This is a genomic window from Streptomyces sp. MMS24-W38 (assembly GCF_059889265.1).
The window spans coordinates 4,823,096-4,838,108 of record NZ_JCBCPP010000001.1; the positions used below are offsets into that span (position 1 = coordinate 4,823,096).

General features: G+C 71.0%; 15 protein-coding genes. 4 read left to right on the forward strand and 11 right to left on the reverse strand.

Annotation, left to right across the window (positions count from 1 at the left end; translation table 11 throughout):
- The first annotated feature begins 104 nt into the window (after positions 1-104).
- Entirely contained in the window at positions 105-1,355 is a 1,251-nt protein-coding gene (locus tag AC6F7H_RS20960) for an MFS transporter (RefSeq protein WP_500758459.1), read from the forward strand.
- Here AC6F7H_RS20960 and AC6F7H_RS20965 read toward each other — a convergent pair.
- Positions 1,333-3,087, reverse strand: a complete 1,755-nt coding sequence (locus tag AC6F7H_RS20965; RefSeq protein ID WP_500758460.1) for an NAD+ synthase — start codon at positions 3,085-3,087, stop codon at positions 1,333-1,335. The genes AC6F7H_RS20960 and AC6F7H_RS20965 overlap by 23 nt on opposite strands.
- A gap of 139 nt (positions 3,088-3,226) precedes the next feature.
- Here AC6F7H_RS20965 and AC6F7H_RS20970 point away from each other — a divergent pair, with 139 nt between their 5' ends.
- On the forward strand, positions 3,227-3,670 hold the full coding sequence (locus AC6F7H_RS20970) for an RrF2 family transcriptional regulator (RefSeq protein WP_500758461.1): 444 nt from the start codon (positions 3,227-3,229) through the stop codon (positions 3,668-3,670).
- 64 nt (positions 3,671-3,734) lie between these two features.
- Here AC6F7H_RS20970 and AC6F7H_RS20975 read toward each other — a convergent pair whose 3' ends face one another.
- Positions 3,735-4,925 (reverse strand): globin domain-containing protein, encoded by a 1,191-nt coding sequence (locus tag AC6F7H_RS20975; RefSeq protein ID WP_500758462.1) that lies wholly within the window; start codon positions 4,923-4,925, stop codon positions 3,735-3,737.
- 376 nt (positions 4,926-5,301) lie between these two features.
- Here AC6F7H_RS20975 and glnA2 point away from each other — a divergent pair, with 376 nt between their 5' ends.
- A complete protein-coding gene (glnA2, locus tag AC6F7H_RS20980) occupies positions 5,302-6,663 on the forward strand; it encodes a gamma-glutamylpolyamine synthetase GlnA2 (protein ID WP_500758463.1) in 1,362 nt (453 codons plus the stop codon).
- A 74-nt stretch (positions 6,664-6,737) separates the two neighbouring features.
- On the opposite strand, the gene AC6F7H_RS20985 is transcribed toward glnA2, so the two are convergent.
- The 5 genes from AC6F7H_RS20985 to AC6F7H_RS21005 form a co-directional block, all read right to left on the reverse strand.
- Entirely contained in the window at positions 6,738-8,006 is a 1,269-nt protein-coding gene (locus AC6F7H_RS20985; RefSeq protein WP_500758464.1) for a tyrosine-type recombinase/integrase, read from the reverse strand.
- A 75-nt stretch (positions 8,007-8,081) separates the two neighbouring features.
- The gene (locus AC6F7H_RS20990; RefSeq protein WP_500758465.1) at positions 8,082-8,321 is read right to left on the reverse strand and encodes a helix-turn-helix transcriptional regulator; all 240 of its coding nucleotides are present in this window, start codon (positions 8,319-8,321) and stop codon (positions 8,082-8,084) included.
- Between the two features lie 439 nt (positions 8,322-8,760).
- Positions 8,761-10,233, reverse strand: coding sequence for an AICE element replication initiation protein (locus AC6F7H_RS20995; protein WP_500758466.1), 1,473 nt, complete (start codon positions 10,231-10,233; stop codon positions 8,761-8,763).
- 2 nt (positions 10,234-10,235) lie between these two features.
- Entirely contained in the window at positions 10,236-11,123 is an 888-nt protein-coding gene (locus tag AC6F7H_RS21000) for a bifunctional DNA primase/polymerase (RefSeq protein ID WP_500758467.1), read from the reverse strand.
- Positions 11,124-11,211: 88 nt separating this feature from the next.
- The gene (locus AC6F7H_RS21005) at positions 11,212-11,376 is read right to left on the reverse strand and encodes a hypothetical protein (RefSeq protein WP_467209339.1); all 165 of its coding nucleotides are present in this window, start codon (positions 11,374-11,376) and stop codon (positions 11,212-11,214) included.
- A gap of 32 nt (positions 11,377-11,408) precedes the next feature.
- On the opposite strand from AC6F7H_RS21005, the gene AC6F7H_RS21010 reads away from it, so the two are divergent.
- Entirely contained in the window at positions 11,409-11,657 is a 249-nt protein-coding gene (locus tag AC6F7H_RS21010; RefSeq protein ID WP_500758468.1) for a hypothetical protein, read from the forward strand.
- Between the two features lie 3 nt (positions 11,658-11,660).
- Here AC6F7H_RS21010 and AC6F7H_RS21015 read toward each other — a convergent pair whose 3' ends face one another.
- The 4 genes from AC6F7H_RS21015 to AC6F7H_RS21030 form a co-directional block, all read right to left on the reverse strand.
- Complete coding sequence (locus AC6F7H_RS21015) at positions 11,661-12,116, reverse strand: hypothetical protein (RefSeq protein WP_500758469.1); 456 nt, start codon at positions 12,114-12,116, stop codon at positions 11,661-11,663.
- Positions 12,117-12,127: 11 nt separating this feature from the next.
- Positions 12,128-12,322 carry a hypothetical protein gene (locus AC6F7H_RS21020; protein WP_317770183.1) on the reverse strand — a complete coding sequence of 65 codons (195 nt, stop codon included), beginning with the start codon at positions 12,320-12,322 and terminating at the stop codon, positions 12,128-12,130.
- Entirely contained in the window at positions 12,319-12,594 is a 276-nt protein-coding gene (locus tag AC6F7H_RS21025; protein ID WP_500758470.1) for a hypothetical protein, read from the reverse strand. The genes AC6F7H_RS21020 and AC6F7H_RS21025 overlap by 4 nt, the downstream gene beginning before the upstream one ends.
- Positions 12,595-12,735: 141 nt before the next feature.
- The gene (locus AC6F7H_RS21030; RefSeq protein WP_500758471.1) at positions 12,736-14,907 is read right to left on the reverse strand and encodes a cell division protein FtsK; all 2,172 of its coding nucleotides are present in this window, start codon (positions 14,905-14,907) and stop codon (positions 12,736-12,738) included.
- Positions 14,908-15,013: the final 106 nt, after the last annotated feature.

A 15,013-nucleotide genomic window follows, 5' to 3' on the forward strand; every position in this document is an offset into this window, starting at 1 on the left:
CCTGTGCGTCGATCGCCGGAACACCGGACCTGAGAGGCTTTGTTCCGCATCTGAACATATGGATGCGCGGAACAGCGCGGAACCCAGCCTCGAAAGGTCCCCTCATGCCCCTGGCCCTGCTCGCCCTCGCCGTGGGCGCCTTCGGCATCGGTACCACCGAGTTCGTGATCATGGGGTTGCTCCCGGACGTCGCGGACGACCTGAACATCTCCATCCCGAGCGCCGGCCACCTGGTCTCTGCCTACGCCCTCGGTGTGGTCGTCGGCGCCCCGCTGCTCGCCGCCGCGACGGCGAGGATCTCCCGGCGCACGGTGCTGATCGCCCTGATGGTCCTCTTCGTCGCGGGCAACGCGCTCTCGGCGTTCGCCCCCGACCACAACTGGCTGCTGGCCGCGCGCTTCCTCAGCGGTCTCCCGCACGGTGCCTTCTTCGGTGTGGGCGCGGTGGTCGCCGCCGACATGGTGACACCCGACCGCAAGGCCCGCTCGGTCTCCCTGATGTTCCTGGGCCTGACGACGGCCAACGTGGTGGGTGTCCCCGCGGCCACCTTCATGGGCCAGCACCTCGGCTGGCGGGTGACCTTCCTCGGCGTCAGCGCGATCGGCCTGGCCGCCATAGCCGCCCTGGCCCTGCTGATCCCGGCGGACCACACCCCCGCCGCCCCCACGGCCGGTCTGCGCGGCGAACTGGCCACCCTGCGCTCCCTGCCCGTCTGGCTGGCGCTCGGCACCACGGTGGCGGGCTTCGGCGGGCTCTTCGCGGCGTACAGCTACATTACGCCGATGCTGACGGACTCCGCCGGCTACGCCGAAGCGAGCGTGACGCTGCTGCTCGCCCTGTTCGGCGTCGGAGCCACGGCCGGCAACCTGCTGGGCGGCCGGCTGGCCGACCACTCCCTGCGCGCCACCCTCTTCGGCGGCCTGGCCGCGCTGACGGCGGTCCTGGCGCTCTTCCCCCTCCTGATGCGCACCGAGGCGGGCGCGGCCGTGGCCGTGACCCTCCTCGGCACGGCCGCCTTCGCCACCGGCTCCCCGCTCCAGTTGATGGTCATGGAGAAGGCGGCGGCGGCTCCCTCCCTGGCCTCGTCCGCCAACCAGGCGGCCTTCAACCTGGGCAACGCCGGAGGCGCCTGGGTCGGCGGCCTGACGCTCGCGGCCGGTTTCGGGACGACGTCCCCGGCCCTCGCGGGCGCCCTGCTGGCCGCCCTCGGCATCGGTGTGGCCGCGGTGGCCCACACGGTGGACCGCAGGACGTCGCCCACCGCGGCCCCGTCCCCGAACCGGGACCGCGTCGTCACCGGCCACGTGCCCCAGCAGGCGCAGGCCCCGGCCGCTACTCCCGCCAGCCGCTTGTGATCGGCAGCCGGCGGTCCTTGCCGAACCCCTTCGGGGAGATCTTCGTCCCCGGGGGGTACTGCCGCCGCTTGTACTCGGCCCGGTCGACCATCCGCAGCGTCTTCTTCACCAGCTCCGCGTCGAACCCGCCCGCGACGATCTCGTCCGCCCCGCGGTCCCGGTCGACGTACAGCTCGAGGATCGCGTCGAGCACCGGGTAGTCCGGCAGCGAGTCCGTGTCGACCTGTCCCGGCCGCAGCTCGGCGCTCGGGGGCTTCGTGATCGAGTTGTCCGGGATCGGCGGCGTCTGCCCCCGCTCCCGCGCCGCCCGGTTCCGCCACTCGGCGAGCCGGAACACCGACGTCTTGTACACGTCCTTGATGGGCCCGTACGCCCCCACCGAGTCCCCGTACAGCGTCGAGTAACCGACGGCCAGCTCCGACTTGTTGCCCGGCGCCAGCACGATGTGGCCCTCCTGGTTGGAGATCGCCATGAGCGTCGTCCCGCGCAACCTGGACTGGAGGTTCTCCTCCGCCAGCCCGGACAGCCCCAGCGCCCCCATGTACGCGTCGAACATCGGCTCGATGGAGACCGTCCGGTAGTTCAGCCCGGTCCGCCGTGCCAGCTCCGCAGCGTCGTCCCTGGAGTGGTCCGAGGAGTACTTGGACGGCATCGAGACGCCGTACACGTGCTCCGGACCCACCGCGTCGCAGGCGATCGCGGCGACGAGCGCCGAGTCGATGCCACCGGACAGCCCGATCAGCACGGACTCGAACCCGTTCTTCCCGACGTACGCCCGAAGCCCCGTGACCAGCGCGGAGTACACCTCTTCGTCGTCGTCGAGCGGCTTCGCGTGCGTCCCCCCGCGCTCCGCCGGGTAGGCGGGCAGCGGTGCCTCGGACAGGACGACGCGGTCGATCCGCAGTCCGTCGTCGACGACCTCGCCGGCGGCGGGCGCGTCGGCGGCGGCCGTCGGCAGGTCGAGGTCCAGCACCACGCACTCCTCGGTGAACTGCGGTGCGCGCGCCACGACCTCGCCGTCCCGGTCGACGACGATCGAGTCACCGTCGAAGACGAGGTCGTCCTGCCCGCCGGTCATCGCGAGGTAGGCCGTCGTGCACCCCGCCTCCTGGGCCCGCTTGCGCACGAGCTCGAGCCGGGTGTCGTCCTTGTTCCGCTCGTACGGCGAGGCGTTGACCGACAGGAGCAGCCCGGCCCGCGCCGACCGGGCGGCCGGCACCCGCCCGCCGTCCTGCCACAGGTCCTCGCAGATGGCGAAGGCGATGTCCACACCGTGCAGCCGCAGAACGGGCAGGGTCTCGCCGGGCACGAAGTACCGGAACTCGTCGAAGACGCCGTAGTTGGGCAGGTGGTGCTTGGCGAAGCCCAGCACCACGTCACCGCCGTACAGCACGGCCGCCGCGTTGCGCGGCGCACCGGCGGGCCGGCCGTACTTCGGCCGGTCGGTGGCGCTGCGGTCGAGGTAGCCGACGAGGACGGGCAGTTCCCCGAACCCCTCGTCGGCGAGCCGCGCGGCGAGGGAGCGCAGGGCCGCGCGGGAGGCCGCCACGAAGGACGACCTCAGGGCGAGGTCCTCGACGGGGTACCCGGTCAGCGCCATCTCCGGGAACGCCACGAGGTGGGCTCCCTGTTCGGCGGAGTGCCGGGTCCAGCGGACGATCGCTTCGGCGTTGCCGGCGAGGTCGCCGACGCGCGAGTCGATCTGATTCAGGGCGAGACGTAGTTGAGGCACGCGGGCCAGTGTAATCGTCAAACCGACGCGATGGGGTGGGAGGCCGTGCGGGGGCGGCTGCGGGCCCTGCCCGGAAACTCCACAAGAGCTTCCGTCGGATAATTTGAATGCCTGATGTGCATTACCTACCCTGCCCGGTATGAGGTTGCTGCGCTCCACCGACCTCGCCCTGCGGGTCCTGATGCGCCTCGCCGTGGCAGGCGACTCCAACCCGACGACGCGTGATGTCGCGGCGGCCGTCGACGTGCCGTACACCCACGCCGCGAAGGTCGTCGCCGAGCTCCAGCACATGGAACTGCTCACGGCCCGGCGCGGCCGGGGCGGCGGCCTCGCCCTCACGGAGCGGGGCCGCACCGCCTCGGTGGGCGCCGTGGTCCGCGCCTTCGAGGGGGAGGGCGACGTCGTCGACTGCGAGGGCACCTCGGCCCTCGCGCCGTGCCCGCTCCGCTCCGCCTGCCGACTGCGGGGCGCGCTGCGACGGGCCCAGGAGGCGTTCTTCGCCTCGCTGGACCCGCTCACGGTGGCGGACCTCGCCACGGGCCCGACGGGTCCGCTCCTGCTGGAGATCTCCCGGGCGCCTTAGCCCTTGCCCGGGCGGACGTCCTCCGTCCCCCGACAGCACGCCCGTCAGCTCTCCCGGGGTGTGCTCAGCCCTGCTTGGCCAGCCACAGGTCCGGTCCGAACACCTCGTAGTGGATGTCGGCCGGGGCGACGCCCTTGCCGATCAGCTGCTCCCGCACCGTCCGCATGAACGGCAGCGGGCCGCACAGGTACGCGCGGGTGCCCGGCGCGACCGGCACGTCCGTGAGGTCGACGTAGCCGGTGGAGGTGCCGGCCGGGGCGTCCCGCTCGTACCAGAAGTGCACGGCGGAGTCCGCCAGCTTGGCCGCGTACCCCTCGTGGTCGGCGCGCAGGGCGTGGTCGGCGGGGGAGCGGTCGCCGTGCACGACGGTGACCGGGGCCCGGTGCCCGCCGTCGGCGAGGTGCGCCAGCATCGCGGTCATCGGGGTGACCCCGATCCCCGCCGAGGCCAGCAGGAGGGGGGTGCCGGGCTCGGCGTCGAGGACGAGATCGCCGTACGCCTCGGACAGCTCCAGGACGTCACCGGCCCGCACCCGTGCGTGGAGGTGGCCGGAGACCTCGCCCTCGGGCGTTCCGCCCTCCTCGCGCACGCGCTTGACGCTGAACTGCCGCTCGTCCGGACCGGGCGCCCCCGAGAGGCTGTACTGGCGGATCTGCCGGGCGCCGTCGTCGAGGGCGACGCGGACGGAGACGTACTGGCCCGGGCGGAAGTCCCGCACCGGGCCCCCGTCGACCGGGCGCAGCCGGAAGGAGGCGACGTCGGCGGTCTCGGCGACCCGCTCTACGACCTCCCAGGCACGCCAGCTCGGCCCGCCCTGCTCCTCGTAGAGCCGCTTCTCGAGGGCGACGAGGGCGTTCGCCATCAGCCAGTAGACCTCCTCCCAGGCGGCCGCGACCTCGGGGGTGACGGCCTCGCCCAGGACCTCCACGATGGCGGCGAACAGGTGCTCGTGGACGATGGCGTACTGGTCCGGGGTGATGCCGAGCGAGGCGTGCTTGTGCGCGATGCGCTGCAGCATCGCGTCGGGCCGGTCGTCGGGGTGCTCCAGCAGGTGCGTGGCGAAGGCCGCGATGGAACCGGCGAGGGCTTCGCGCTGGGTGCCCGCGGCCTGGTTGCCGCGGTTGAACAGGTCGCGCAGCAGCTCGGGGCGGGCGGCGAACATCCCGGCGTAGAAGCGCTCGGTGATCTCGCCGAGGGCCGCTCCGACGGCGGGGAGCGTGGCTCGGACGGTGACGGCGGACTGCTCGGACAGCATCAGGTCTCCTCGTTCTCGACTGTCTGCACCACCCATTAAAACTTGCATCTGGAATACCAATTAAGGGGGGGGTGGGGTTGAGCTGCCCGAGGGGGCCCTGCTGAAAGGCGACGCGCCGGAGAGGCCGCCGCCGACGACGCGCCGGTGACGCGCCGACGGCGTGCCGGAGCGGCGCCCGCCGTTCCGCACACCGGCCCGAACGGGCAAGATGGACAGCGGGCGCGATGAACCACGGGGCCGTCGGACGATCATGGTCGGCAACACGCGTGAAACCCGGATGTGGTGGGATGGCCCGACTGCCCGACCGCAGCCCGAGGAGGCCATCCGTCGCGGCAAGGGAAAGGCGGTCCGACCGGCGATGATGGGGAAGCGGAAGATGGACAAGCAGCAGGAGTTCGTGCTCCGGACGTTGGAGGAGCGCGACATCCGTTTCGTGCGGCTGTGGTTCACGGACGTACTGGGCTTCCTGAAGTCCGTGGCCGTGGCTCCGGCCGAGCTGGAGCAGGCCTTCGACGAGGGCATCGGCTTCGACGGCTCGGCGATCGAGGGCTTCGCCCGGGTGTACGAGTCCGACATGATCGCCAAGCCGGACCCCTCGACGTTCCAGATCCTGCCCTGGCGTGCCGAGGCCCCCGGCACGGCCCGCATGTTCTGCGACATCCTCATGCCGGACGGCTCCCCGTCCTTCGCCGACCCGCGCTACGTCCTCAAGCGCGCCCTGGCCCGCACCTCCGACATGGGCTTCACCTTCTACACCCACCCCGAGATCGAGTTCTTCCTGCTGAAGGACAAGCCCCTCGACGGCAGCCGCCCGACCCCCGCCGACAACTCCGGCTACTTCGACCACACACCGCAGAACGTCGGCCAGGACTTCCGCCGCCAGGCCATCACGATGCTGGAGTCGATGGGCATCTCGGTGGAGTTCTCCCACCACGAGGGCGCCCCCGGCCAGCAGGAGATCGACCTCCGCTACGCGGACGCGCTGTCCACGGCCGACAACATCATGACGTTCCGCCTGGTCATGAAGCAGGTGGCGCTGGAACAGGGCGTGCAGGCCACGTTCATGCCGAAGCCGTTCTCGGAGTACCCGGGCAGCGGTATGCACACCCACCTCTCCCTCTTCGAGGGCGACCGCAACGCCTTCTACGAGTCGGGCGCGGAGTACCAGCTCTCCAAGATCGGCCGCTCCTTCATCGCGGGCCTGCTGAAGCACGCGGCGGAGATCTCCGCGGTCACCAACCAGTGGGTCAACTCCTACAAGCGCATCTGGGGCGGCTCCGAACGCACCGCCGGCGCCGGCGGAGAGGCTCCCTCGTACATCTGCTGGGGCCACAACAACCGCTCGGCACTGGTGCGCGTCCCCATGTACAAGCCGGGCAAGACCGGCTCGGCCCGCGTCGAGGTCCGCTCGATCGACTCCGGGGCCAACCCGTACCTGACCTACGCGCTCCTCCTGGCCGCCGGCCTGAAGGGCGTGGAGGAGGGCTACGAACTCCCGCCCGGCGCCGAGGACGACGTCTGGGCCCTCTCCGACGCCGAGCGCCGCGCCCTCGGCATCGAACCCCTCCCGCAGAACCTCGGCGAGTCCCTCGCCCTGATGCAACGCAGCGACCTGGTCGCCGAGACCCTAGGCGAACACGTCTTCGACTTCTTCCTACGCAACAAGAAGCAGGAGTGGGAGGAGTACCGCTCCGAGGTCACCGCCTTCGAACTCCGCAAGAACCTGCCCGTGTTGTAGAGGCAGGTCAGAGCAGGTTTCCCGCTGATTCAGCGGACGGGCCGCCGGTCCCGGACCGGCGGCCCCATGGCGTCTCACGGGTCCTGGGCCGTCTCTGGGCCGTCTGGCGCCGGATCGGTGCCCTCGTACAGGCCGTCCACGGCCTTCCGAGCCCGTGCGTCGCTGCTCGGCATGAGGTGCGTGTAGACCCTGAGCGTGAACCCCGGATCGTTGTGTCCGAGGTAGTTGCTCAGCGCCTTGACGTTCTCGCCGGCGTCCAGGAGGACCGAGGCGTAGAAGTGCCTGAGGGCGTGCATGCCATGTTCGCGGGCAGCCTGGTGACGCTCTCCCGGTTTCGGCGCGGGGATCACCCCCGCGGCCACGAGGGCAGGCTTCCACGCGCGGTCGTTGAAGTCGGTACGCCGAACCGCGCCCGCGCCATCGAGCCGCGTGAACAGCAGCCGCTTCGTGACAGGCGGACCGTCCACCCGGAGCCACGGCAGGGTGATCTCTACCGGGGTGAATGCCTCCATATGCTGTTTGAGGACGTGCGCCACACGGTCCGGCAAGGGGACGTCGCGGATCTTGTTCCGCTTCGGTAGGGCGAACACGAGACCGTCTTTCGTCACCTTCACCTGGTTCGCGATGTTCAGCCATCCGGAGTCGAAGCCAATTGCATCGACGGGCAACCCGAAGATTTCTCCTTGCCGGAGTCCGCATCCGCCTCCGAGGTCGACCGTCGCGCGGTATCGCTCCGGCAGAGCCGCTCGTACAGCGAAGACGCGCTCTGCGCTCCACGGCACAACGCGGCCACTTCCCGCAGCAGGCGGACGCACGGATTGCGCGTGGCACGGGTTCTTCGACAGGTGACCGTCGTCCACCGCCGCGTTGAGGACCGTCGAAACGTTGTTGTAGATCACGCGCCGGTACGACGATGCCGGGACAGCCCGTTCCAGTTTGCTAAGCCAATCCCGGATGTGTTCCGGCTTGAACGAGCCGAGCGGACGCGGTCCCAGGTAGGGGATGGCATGACCGCGAATCGCGGACTCCACTGACTCTCGCGTGGTCATGTCGGTGGTTTGCGTGTTCAGCCACGTCTCGGCGTACTGCCGGAACGTCACTCGGCTCGCGGCCGGGTCCAGGTACTGTCCCCGAGACATGTCCGCCTCAATGTGGGCGAGCCATTGCTCGGCCAGTCGCTTCTGTCGGTCGGGGAATGACTTGCTCTTCTCGGTTCCGTCCGGGCCGATGTAGCGGGCGCGGTAGCGCATCCCGGTGCCGTAGCGGTCCGTGCGCACGCGGCGGGGCTTGCCGGCGGCGTCTGATTCGGTCTTGTACCACCGGTCTTGGATGTGGCCTGCCATCAGGCAGCGGTCCTCTCGACATGCGGCAGGGAGAGCCGCACGGGCGGCTCTCCCTGCCGTGTGGTGGGTGTTCTGTTAGGCGGCGGCGGTTTCGGCGTGCTTGCGCTGGTCGACGTAGGCCCGTACGTCGGCGGGGTCGTAGCGAAGGTGCTTGCCGATGCGGAAGCCGGGCGGGCCGGTGCGTTTCTTGCGCCACTGGTAGACGGTCTCCAGGGGCACCTCGAACATCTCGGCGATGTCGTCGGGGGTGAGGTACCGGTCGGGGAGGCCGCCTCGGAGAGTGGCGCGGGGGTCGGGGTCTGTCGGCTGTGCCATAGGGACTCCAAGAGGGGAGGGCATGGCCGCGTCTGTCCGAGGTTGGGATTTCTGCGTCACCGCGTCACCTGCGTCATCCACCCTGTCTGACCTGCGCGTTTTGGATGACGCAGAGCACCGGGGGTGCGTCATCGGTGACGCAGACTGTTCGTCACGGGTGACGCGGGTGACGCGGGGTGACGCAGACTTTCCGGCTCTGCGTCACCGCTGTATGCGCAGGTCACGTGCCGTCTCTCGGCCTTCGGTGACGCAGGTGACGCAGCGGTTCCTACTTAGGAAAAAGAGAGGCGGTGTCTGTGGTGGTGTGGTGCGGCTCAGGGCGTGAAGAGGGAGCCGCTGCGCGGCGCGTCCAGCGCAGGGCGGCGCCGCCGCCGAACAGCAAGAGGAGCACGCCTGGCCGGGGTGCTCCTCTTGCTCGTGCGGTCGGGGGCGGTGCCGGTCAGAACGCCTGTTGCTCGTGCGGGGGCATGGCCGGCGAGCGGGTCATCTCGAGGTAGCGGCCCGCTTTGGTGCGGCCCGAGTCGATGAGGACACCCCTCGCGGCCAGCGTCGGCTGGAGACGCTTGAGCCGGTCGGAGAGCACCTTGCCGGTGGTCGGCCACCCCTTGGGCAGGGGACGGAAGTCCTCGCCCGCGTAGAGGCGGGTGAGGCAGTGCAGCCACTCCGTGGACGTCATCCGCTGCGCCGCGCCCGGCTCGATCTCGGCGGCGTGCCGGAGAACGGTCTGCGCCAGCAGGTCGCCCTCGATCACGTCGTCGTTGAGGTCGTCCAGGCTGGCCCGGTAGGCGGCGAGCGCCCCGAGCCCGGTGGCGGCGTCGAGCTGCGCGCACAGGTGCGCGAAGTCCGCCATCCGCAGATCGGTGGGCGTCTCCGCCTCGACCGCACGGACCTTGACCGTGAGATCCAGGAGCGAGCCGAGGACGACGGGCAGCACCTCGGCGTACTCCGCCCACAGCTCCGCCTCGGTGCGCCGCACCCGGGGCCGCTCCAGGCGCAGCGGCAGGAGCCGTTCGGCGAGGTCGGGGCGGATGACGCCGACGTCGATGCCGGTCAGCAGCAGGGGGCGGCGGTAGCGGGCGCGGAACACGTCCCCGTCGGTGAACAGGGCGCGCTTGACGTTCTCGGCGCCGGTGACGATGCAGCACATCGCGTCGGAGAGCTCCGGGGTCATGTGGGAGAGGTTGTCCAGGGCGGTGACCCATCCGGCCGCCACCGCCGTGATCAGGTTCTCCTCGTCCTTGGGCGCGCGGCGCAGGTCGCCGCTCATCCCTTCGATGATCCGCACCAGCATCCGGCCGCCGGTGGACTTGCCGGCGCCCTGCGGGCCGGTGAGGAACGGGGCGGGCACGGGTACCGACGGCCCGAGGCAGCCGATGAGCCAGGCGATGGCCAGGCACTCGGTTTCCGCGGTGGCGAAGTTGCACAGCCGCAGCAGCAGGTCGATGCCCTTGTCCTCGGTGTCCTTGGCGGGCAGGGGCAGTTCGCCGGTGAGCTGGGTGCGCCGCCAGCACACCTCCCGCGGGTCGGGGATGGCGATGTCCCAGCCGGTGGGGTGGATACGGACGGACCGCCCGTCGGCGCGGCCCAGGTCCAGCCACGTGGCGCCGTCGAATCCCGGCGCGACGCGGATGTGCACGGGCTGCACGTCCTCGGTCAGCGCGAGCGCTTCGATCAGGTCCAACGCCTCCTTGAGCGCGGTGCCGTTGAACACGCCGTGTCCGTCGCGGAAGAGGCCGACCATGAGTTCCTGGCGGTGGCTGCCCGTGGTGCCCTGGGAGCGGATCGGGCGGGCCACGGGGTGGCCGTTCTTCTGGGCGTAGACGGTGCCGTCGGCGGTGCGGAAGTACCGGAAGTGCGCCTGTGCGTAGTCGGTGATGACCTCGCGGGCCGGGGTCTTCTCGTCGTCGGCCATGGTCACAGTCCCAACCTGGTACGGGCGTTGGTCCACGCGTCGGTGCAGTGCCGCGGGGTTTCGCCCCTGGCCTGCGCGGCGGTGAACAGCCGGGCGATGTGGGCGTCGGTGAGGCAGCCGCACCGGCCGTGCGTGGACAGCACGGCCAGGAACGTGCGGTACACGGTGGTGTGGACCGCGCTGCGGGCGGCGGTGATGCGCTGCTCGGCCATGGCGATGCCCCGGTCCAGGTAGGCCGACGTACGGTGCGGGCACTCCCCGTTCCCGGGCCGTGCGGGCACGGCGATGTCCTGCGGCGCCGGCCGGGCCGGGGAGGGTTCCTTGACGGTCAGGGCGCGGACGGCGTTCGGCAGGGCGGTCAGGGTGCCGGTGCCGGGCCCGAGGTAGCGGGTGTAGGCCATGGTCGACTTGATGTCGACGCCGGGGCGGACCGCGTTGGACGAGGCCATGGCGCCCCGGTAGATCCAGTGCTCACCGCGCGTCGTCGGCACGGTCCGCGTGGCGGGCAGGGTCTTGCGGGCCCAGGCGACGGCTGCCGCGTCGTCGAGGTCGACCACGGTCAGCCCGGCGCCGCCGGGGTGGTAGGCGACGGAGACGGCTTGCCGCCACGCCGCGGCCCACGGCGGAGAGGCAAGGATGGCCGGGTCGGTGGTGGCGGCGGCCCAGGCGTGGCAGACGCCGGGGCACTGGCACGGGCCCGCACTCTTCATGTTCGGCCGACCGCCGCACACGTTGTCCGCGCAGGTGCGGCAGTTGCCGAACGGCACCTTGCCCCGCCGCAGGGGCAGCACCGGCACTCCGGTCGCGGCCAGCGTCAGCGCACTCCGCAGGGGTTCGGGCAGCCGCGGCCGTGGGCCGGGCACTCGCCGGATGATGGTGGGTTGGGTCATGCTGGGAGACCTCCACAGGTCAGTTGGACGGCAGGTGGACAAGGGCGGCCCCGGTTCTTGGCGGAATGGGGGGCCGCCCTTGGCGTCGCTAGTGGTCGGTGTCGGGGTGGTGGTCGGCGGTCACGTACAGGCGCAGGTGCTTGCCGTCGCGGGTGGGGTAGGTACGTACGGCGCCGGTGGTGAACGTGTCGTTGAGTGCGGTGGTGATGCGTTCGGTGTCGGCGGGGTCGCAGATGACGCGGATCTCGAACACGAGGAGTCCCTTCGAGGGGGTAGGTGCTGGGCATGGCGGAGCGTCAGCAGGTGGGCGATGAGCTGCCCAACCCACGGCGCCGGCGCCGATTACGGCGCTGGCTGGTGGCACTGGCCGTCACGGGTGCCGTGTATGGGCTGGGCGCCGTGTACTGGCATGTGGTGATGGGCAAGTCGTGGGATGACTCGCTGGCGTTCGCGCTGACGCTGACGATCAGTGCGGTGGTCGGCCAGTGGATCGCTGCCGTCATCCGACGCAGGGCCGGTCGAGACGACGGTTGATCCTCAGCCGTGGAAGTGGCCGCGCTTGATCACGGCCTTGCGGATGTTCACCGTGGTGCCGCCCTGGTGGCCGCTCGCTCCGAGCACCTGGACGGCGATCCAGCCGCCGAAGATGACGGCGGCCAGGATGATGAGCTGGGTGATGAATGCGGTCAGCGCGGCGATGAACGAGGTGAGCAGCAGCAGCCCGCCGCACACCGCGAGGAACCCGACGCCCCCCAGGGCGACGTTCACCGCCGTACGGGACACGGCTGGCGCGGCGGTGGCCGGTGCGGGCTGCGGGTGGCCGACGGCGTAGCCGGTGACGATCCGGCCGTCCGGCAGGACGACGCTCGCCACCTCCGGGACGTGCCCCGGCTGGACGGGGACGACCGGGACGGCGGGCGTGATCGGGATGGGCTGGTGGACTTCCACGGCCCGTTCGGCGGGCCCGTGGTTGTGGGCGAGGGGGTCACTCATGGGGAGACTCCTCAGTTGCCGAGGGCGGACAGGGCATCGGCGGATGCCTGCACGAGGTTGTGGATGGGCTCGTACGCGCCGGTTCCGGCGACGAAGAACCCGAACAGGAACAGCACCAGGGCGGCGCCGCCCCCGGCGGACTTGGTCTTGACGGCGAGGGCGGACGCGGCGCCGAACAGCAAGACGGCGGAGATGTCGAGGATCATCGGATGCCTTCCGGGCGAGGGGTGTCGGTGCCGGCGCGGTAGATGCGGGCCCAGCGGTTGTAGAGCCAGCGGCCAGCGCGGATGCGCTTGCCGGTGGCGTGGCAGCGGCGGCAGTCCTTGCCGCGCTTGAGCTGTCCCTTGCGGTTCGTCTTGAGCGCGTGGCCCATGCCACGGCAGCGGCGGCAGTCGCCGAACGGCGAGGCCGCACACAGCCCGCCGTAACCGAGCGTGACGGCTATCAGGCAGGCGATAGCAGCGAGGATTGGGGTCATCAGGGGCCCTCCGGGCGGGTTTCCAGGGGTTTCCGCTGGTGGGGTGCTATCCGCTAGATCGCAGATGGGTGTGGGTTTGGGCTGCTAGCAGGGGTGCTACCGGTAGCAGGTGTGGGTGCTACCGGTAGCACCGTGCCGGGCCTATGCGGCGCCCGGTTTTTCGTTACGCTCCGCAATCGCCTTGAGGAGGTCGGCGCGGACGATGCCGCGCCGTGTGGTGCGGGTGCCGTCGTCTGTGGTGCCGGCGACGTCGCGGGTGCGGATGCCGTGTGGCTTGAGTGCGGAGGTGACGTTCTCGCCCTTCCAGCCGCCGTAAACGTCGGAGCGGAGTTCGGCGAGGCGGGCGGCGATCCGCTCGTTCCACACCCGCTCCTCCTTCTCCGGCACGACCGCGGCGACGTCGGCGAGCAGGTCGTAGGACGGGCCGGTGACCGCTTCCGGTGCCTCCCCGAGCGCGTAGCCGGACAGCAGACCAGCCTTGTCCCGCATCGTGCGGGCGCGGGCGGCGACGCGTTCGGCGAGGGGCGCGTCGAGGAACGTGCCGGAGACGATGCGGGCGTCGGAGCCCTCGCCGACGAAGTAGTGCAGGCCCTTGTCCCCCCAGGCGAACATCGTGGCCCGCACGCCGCGCTTGTAGGAGGAGGTGCCCAGCACCATGTCGTTCTCGGTCTGGCCCATCACCTTCAGGCAGAACCGCGTGCTGGCGTTCGCGGAGATGCCGGTGGGCAGTGACTTGGCGTCGGGCCGCTGCGTGGCCAGCAGCAGCACGATCCCGGTGGCGGGGCCGCGCTTGACCAGGTCGGTGGCGATCTCCTCGAACTCCTTGCCGTGCTCGGGGTGCTCGAACATCACCTGGCACTCGTCCACCCCGACCACGATCGGGTGCAGGCCCAACGTGCGCTTGTCGGCGAGTTGGCTGGTCACCTTGGACTCGGGGCAGATGTCCCGGGGCAGCGAGCGGATCACCTTGGTGCGGCGCCGCAGTTCCTCGCGCAGCGCGCGGAAGTCGGCGAGGGCGTACTGAATGGTCTCGTCTTCCTCGCCGACGCCGTGCCGGTAGGAGACGGCCTCGCCGACCGGGTCGAGGTCGCCGGTGCCCTTCATGTCGTAGGTGTGCAGCTCCGCGCGCGGGTCGAGGGCGGCGATGAGCAGCAGCAGCCGCAGCAGGAAGGTCTTGCCCATGCGGGGGATGGCGCCGATGATGCCGGCGATGAACATGAGCGTGACCGCGACCCAGCGTCCGCGCTGGTCGGTGCCGTAGGCGACGGGCTTGAACAGGTCGACCGTGCCGGACTTCAGCAGCGGCCACGCGGGCTTGGGCGCCGACTTGAGGGTCTGGTCCCCGACCCACAGCACCAGGTGCCCGGGGTGTTCCTCCGACTCGGCTTCCGGCCACACGCAGCCCAGCGGCCGGCGCAGGCCGGAGGCGAGGCGTTCGCGCTTCTCGATCACGTCCGTGACGGTCACGCCGAAGGGCAGGTTGCCCTCCGCGCGCCAGCCGGGGCCGTCGCGGGTGATGGGGGCGGTGAACTCGAACCCGTCGCGTCCCTTGGCCTGTGCCTGGTTGATGGCGGGGATGCCGATCGCCCCGAGGGCGCGCAGCACGATGTCCGAGGTGAGCTTGCTGGCCTTGGGGACCTCCACAGCCCGGTGGATGACCGGGGTGTCCGCCTTGCGGCCGTGGGCACCCAGCGCCAGCACCAGGGCGCCGACCGAGACGGCTTGCAGCCAGTCGGGCGCCAGCACGTACAGGGCGAGCGCGAGAGCGATCCCGGTGAACATGGCCAGCACGGCCACCAGCGTGCGGAGCCGGACACGGCCGTCACGCTGCCGGGAGAGCTTGAGGTATTCGGCCGCGTCCTCGCGGCGCACGGCGGCGAGGCGGACGGGTTCGCCTTCGCGGTCGGCCACCCACCGCATCGTGCCCCTGACGAACCGGGCCAGCCCGGCCGGGGCCTGCATGGTGAGGCGGGCGGCGTAGACCGGGGTGCGCAGGGCGTGGTAGCCGGCGGCGTGGGCGTAGTGGCGGGCCACCCACGCGGACGCGGTCTTGAGTTCGGCGACCGACCGCAGCCAGAGCGGGATCACGTCCCGTCGCTTGGCGGCGGCCAGCCGACCGAGGTAGCCGGGGCCCGTGACGGTCGGAGTGGGGCGGTCGACCATGACGGGTGCGGTCGGGTCGTCCGGCGCGGGGTAGGTGGGGGCCGGTTCGCGGGCGGCACGGGCCTTGTCGAGGTCGACCACGTCGGCCCTGGAGTCGGCCATCTCGGCTTCCAGTCGGTTGAACAGTTCGTCGTCGTCGGGGTGCTTCACTGAAGGTTCCTTCCTGAAGCAGGAGGAGAGTCGGGGTTCGGTCATCGCTTTGGCCGGCTGGGGCCGAACCCCGACGGACGAGTTGAAGGTAGGTGCAGTACTGGCC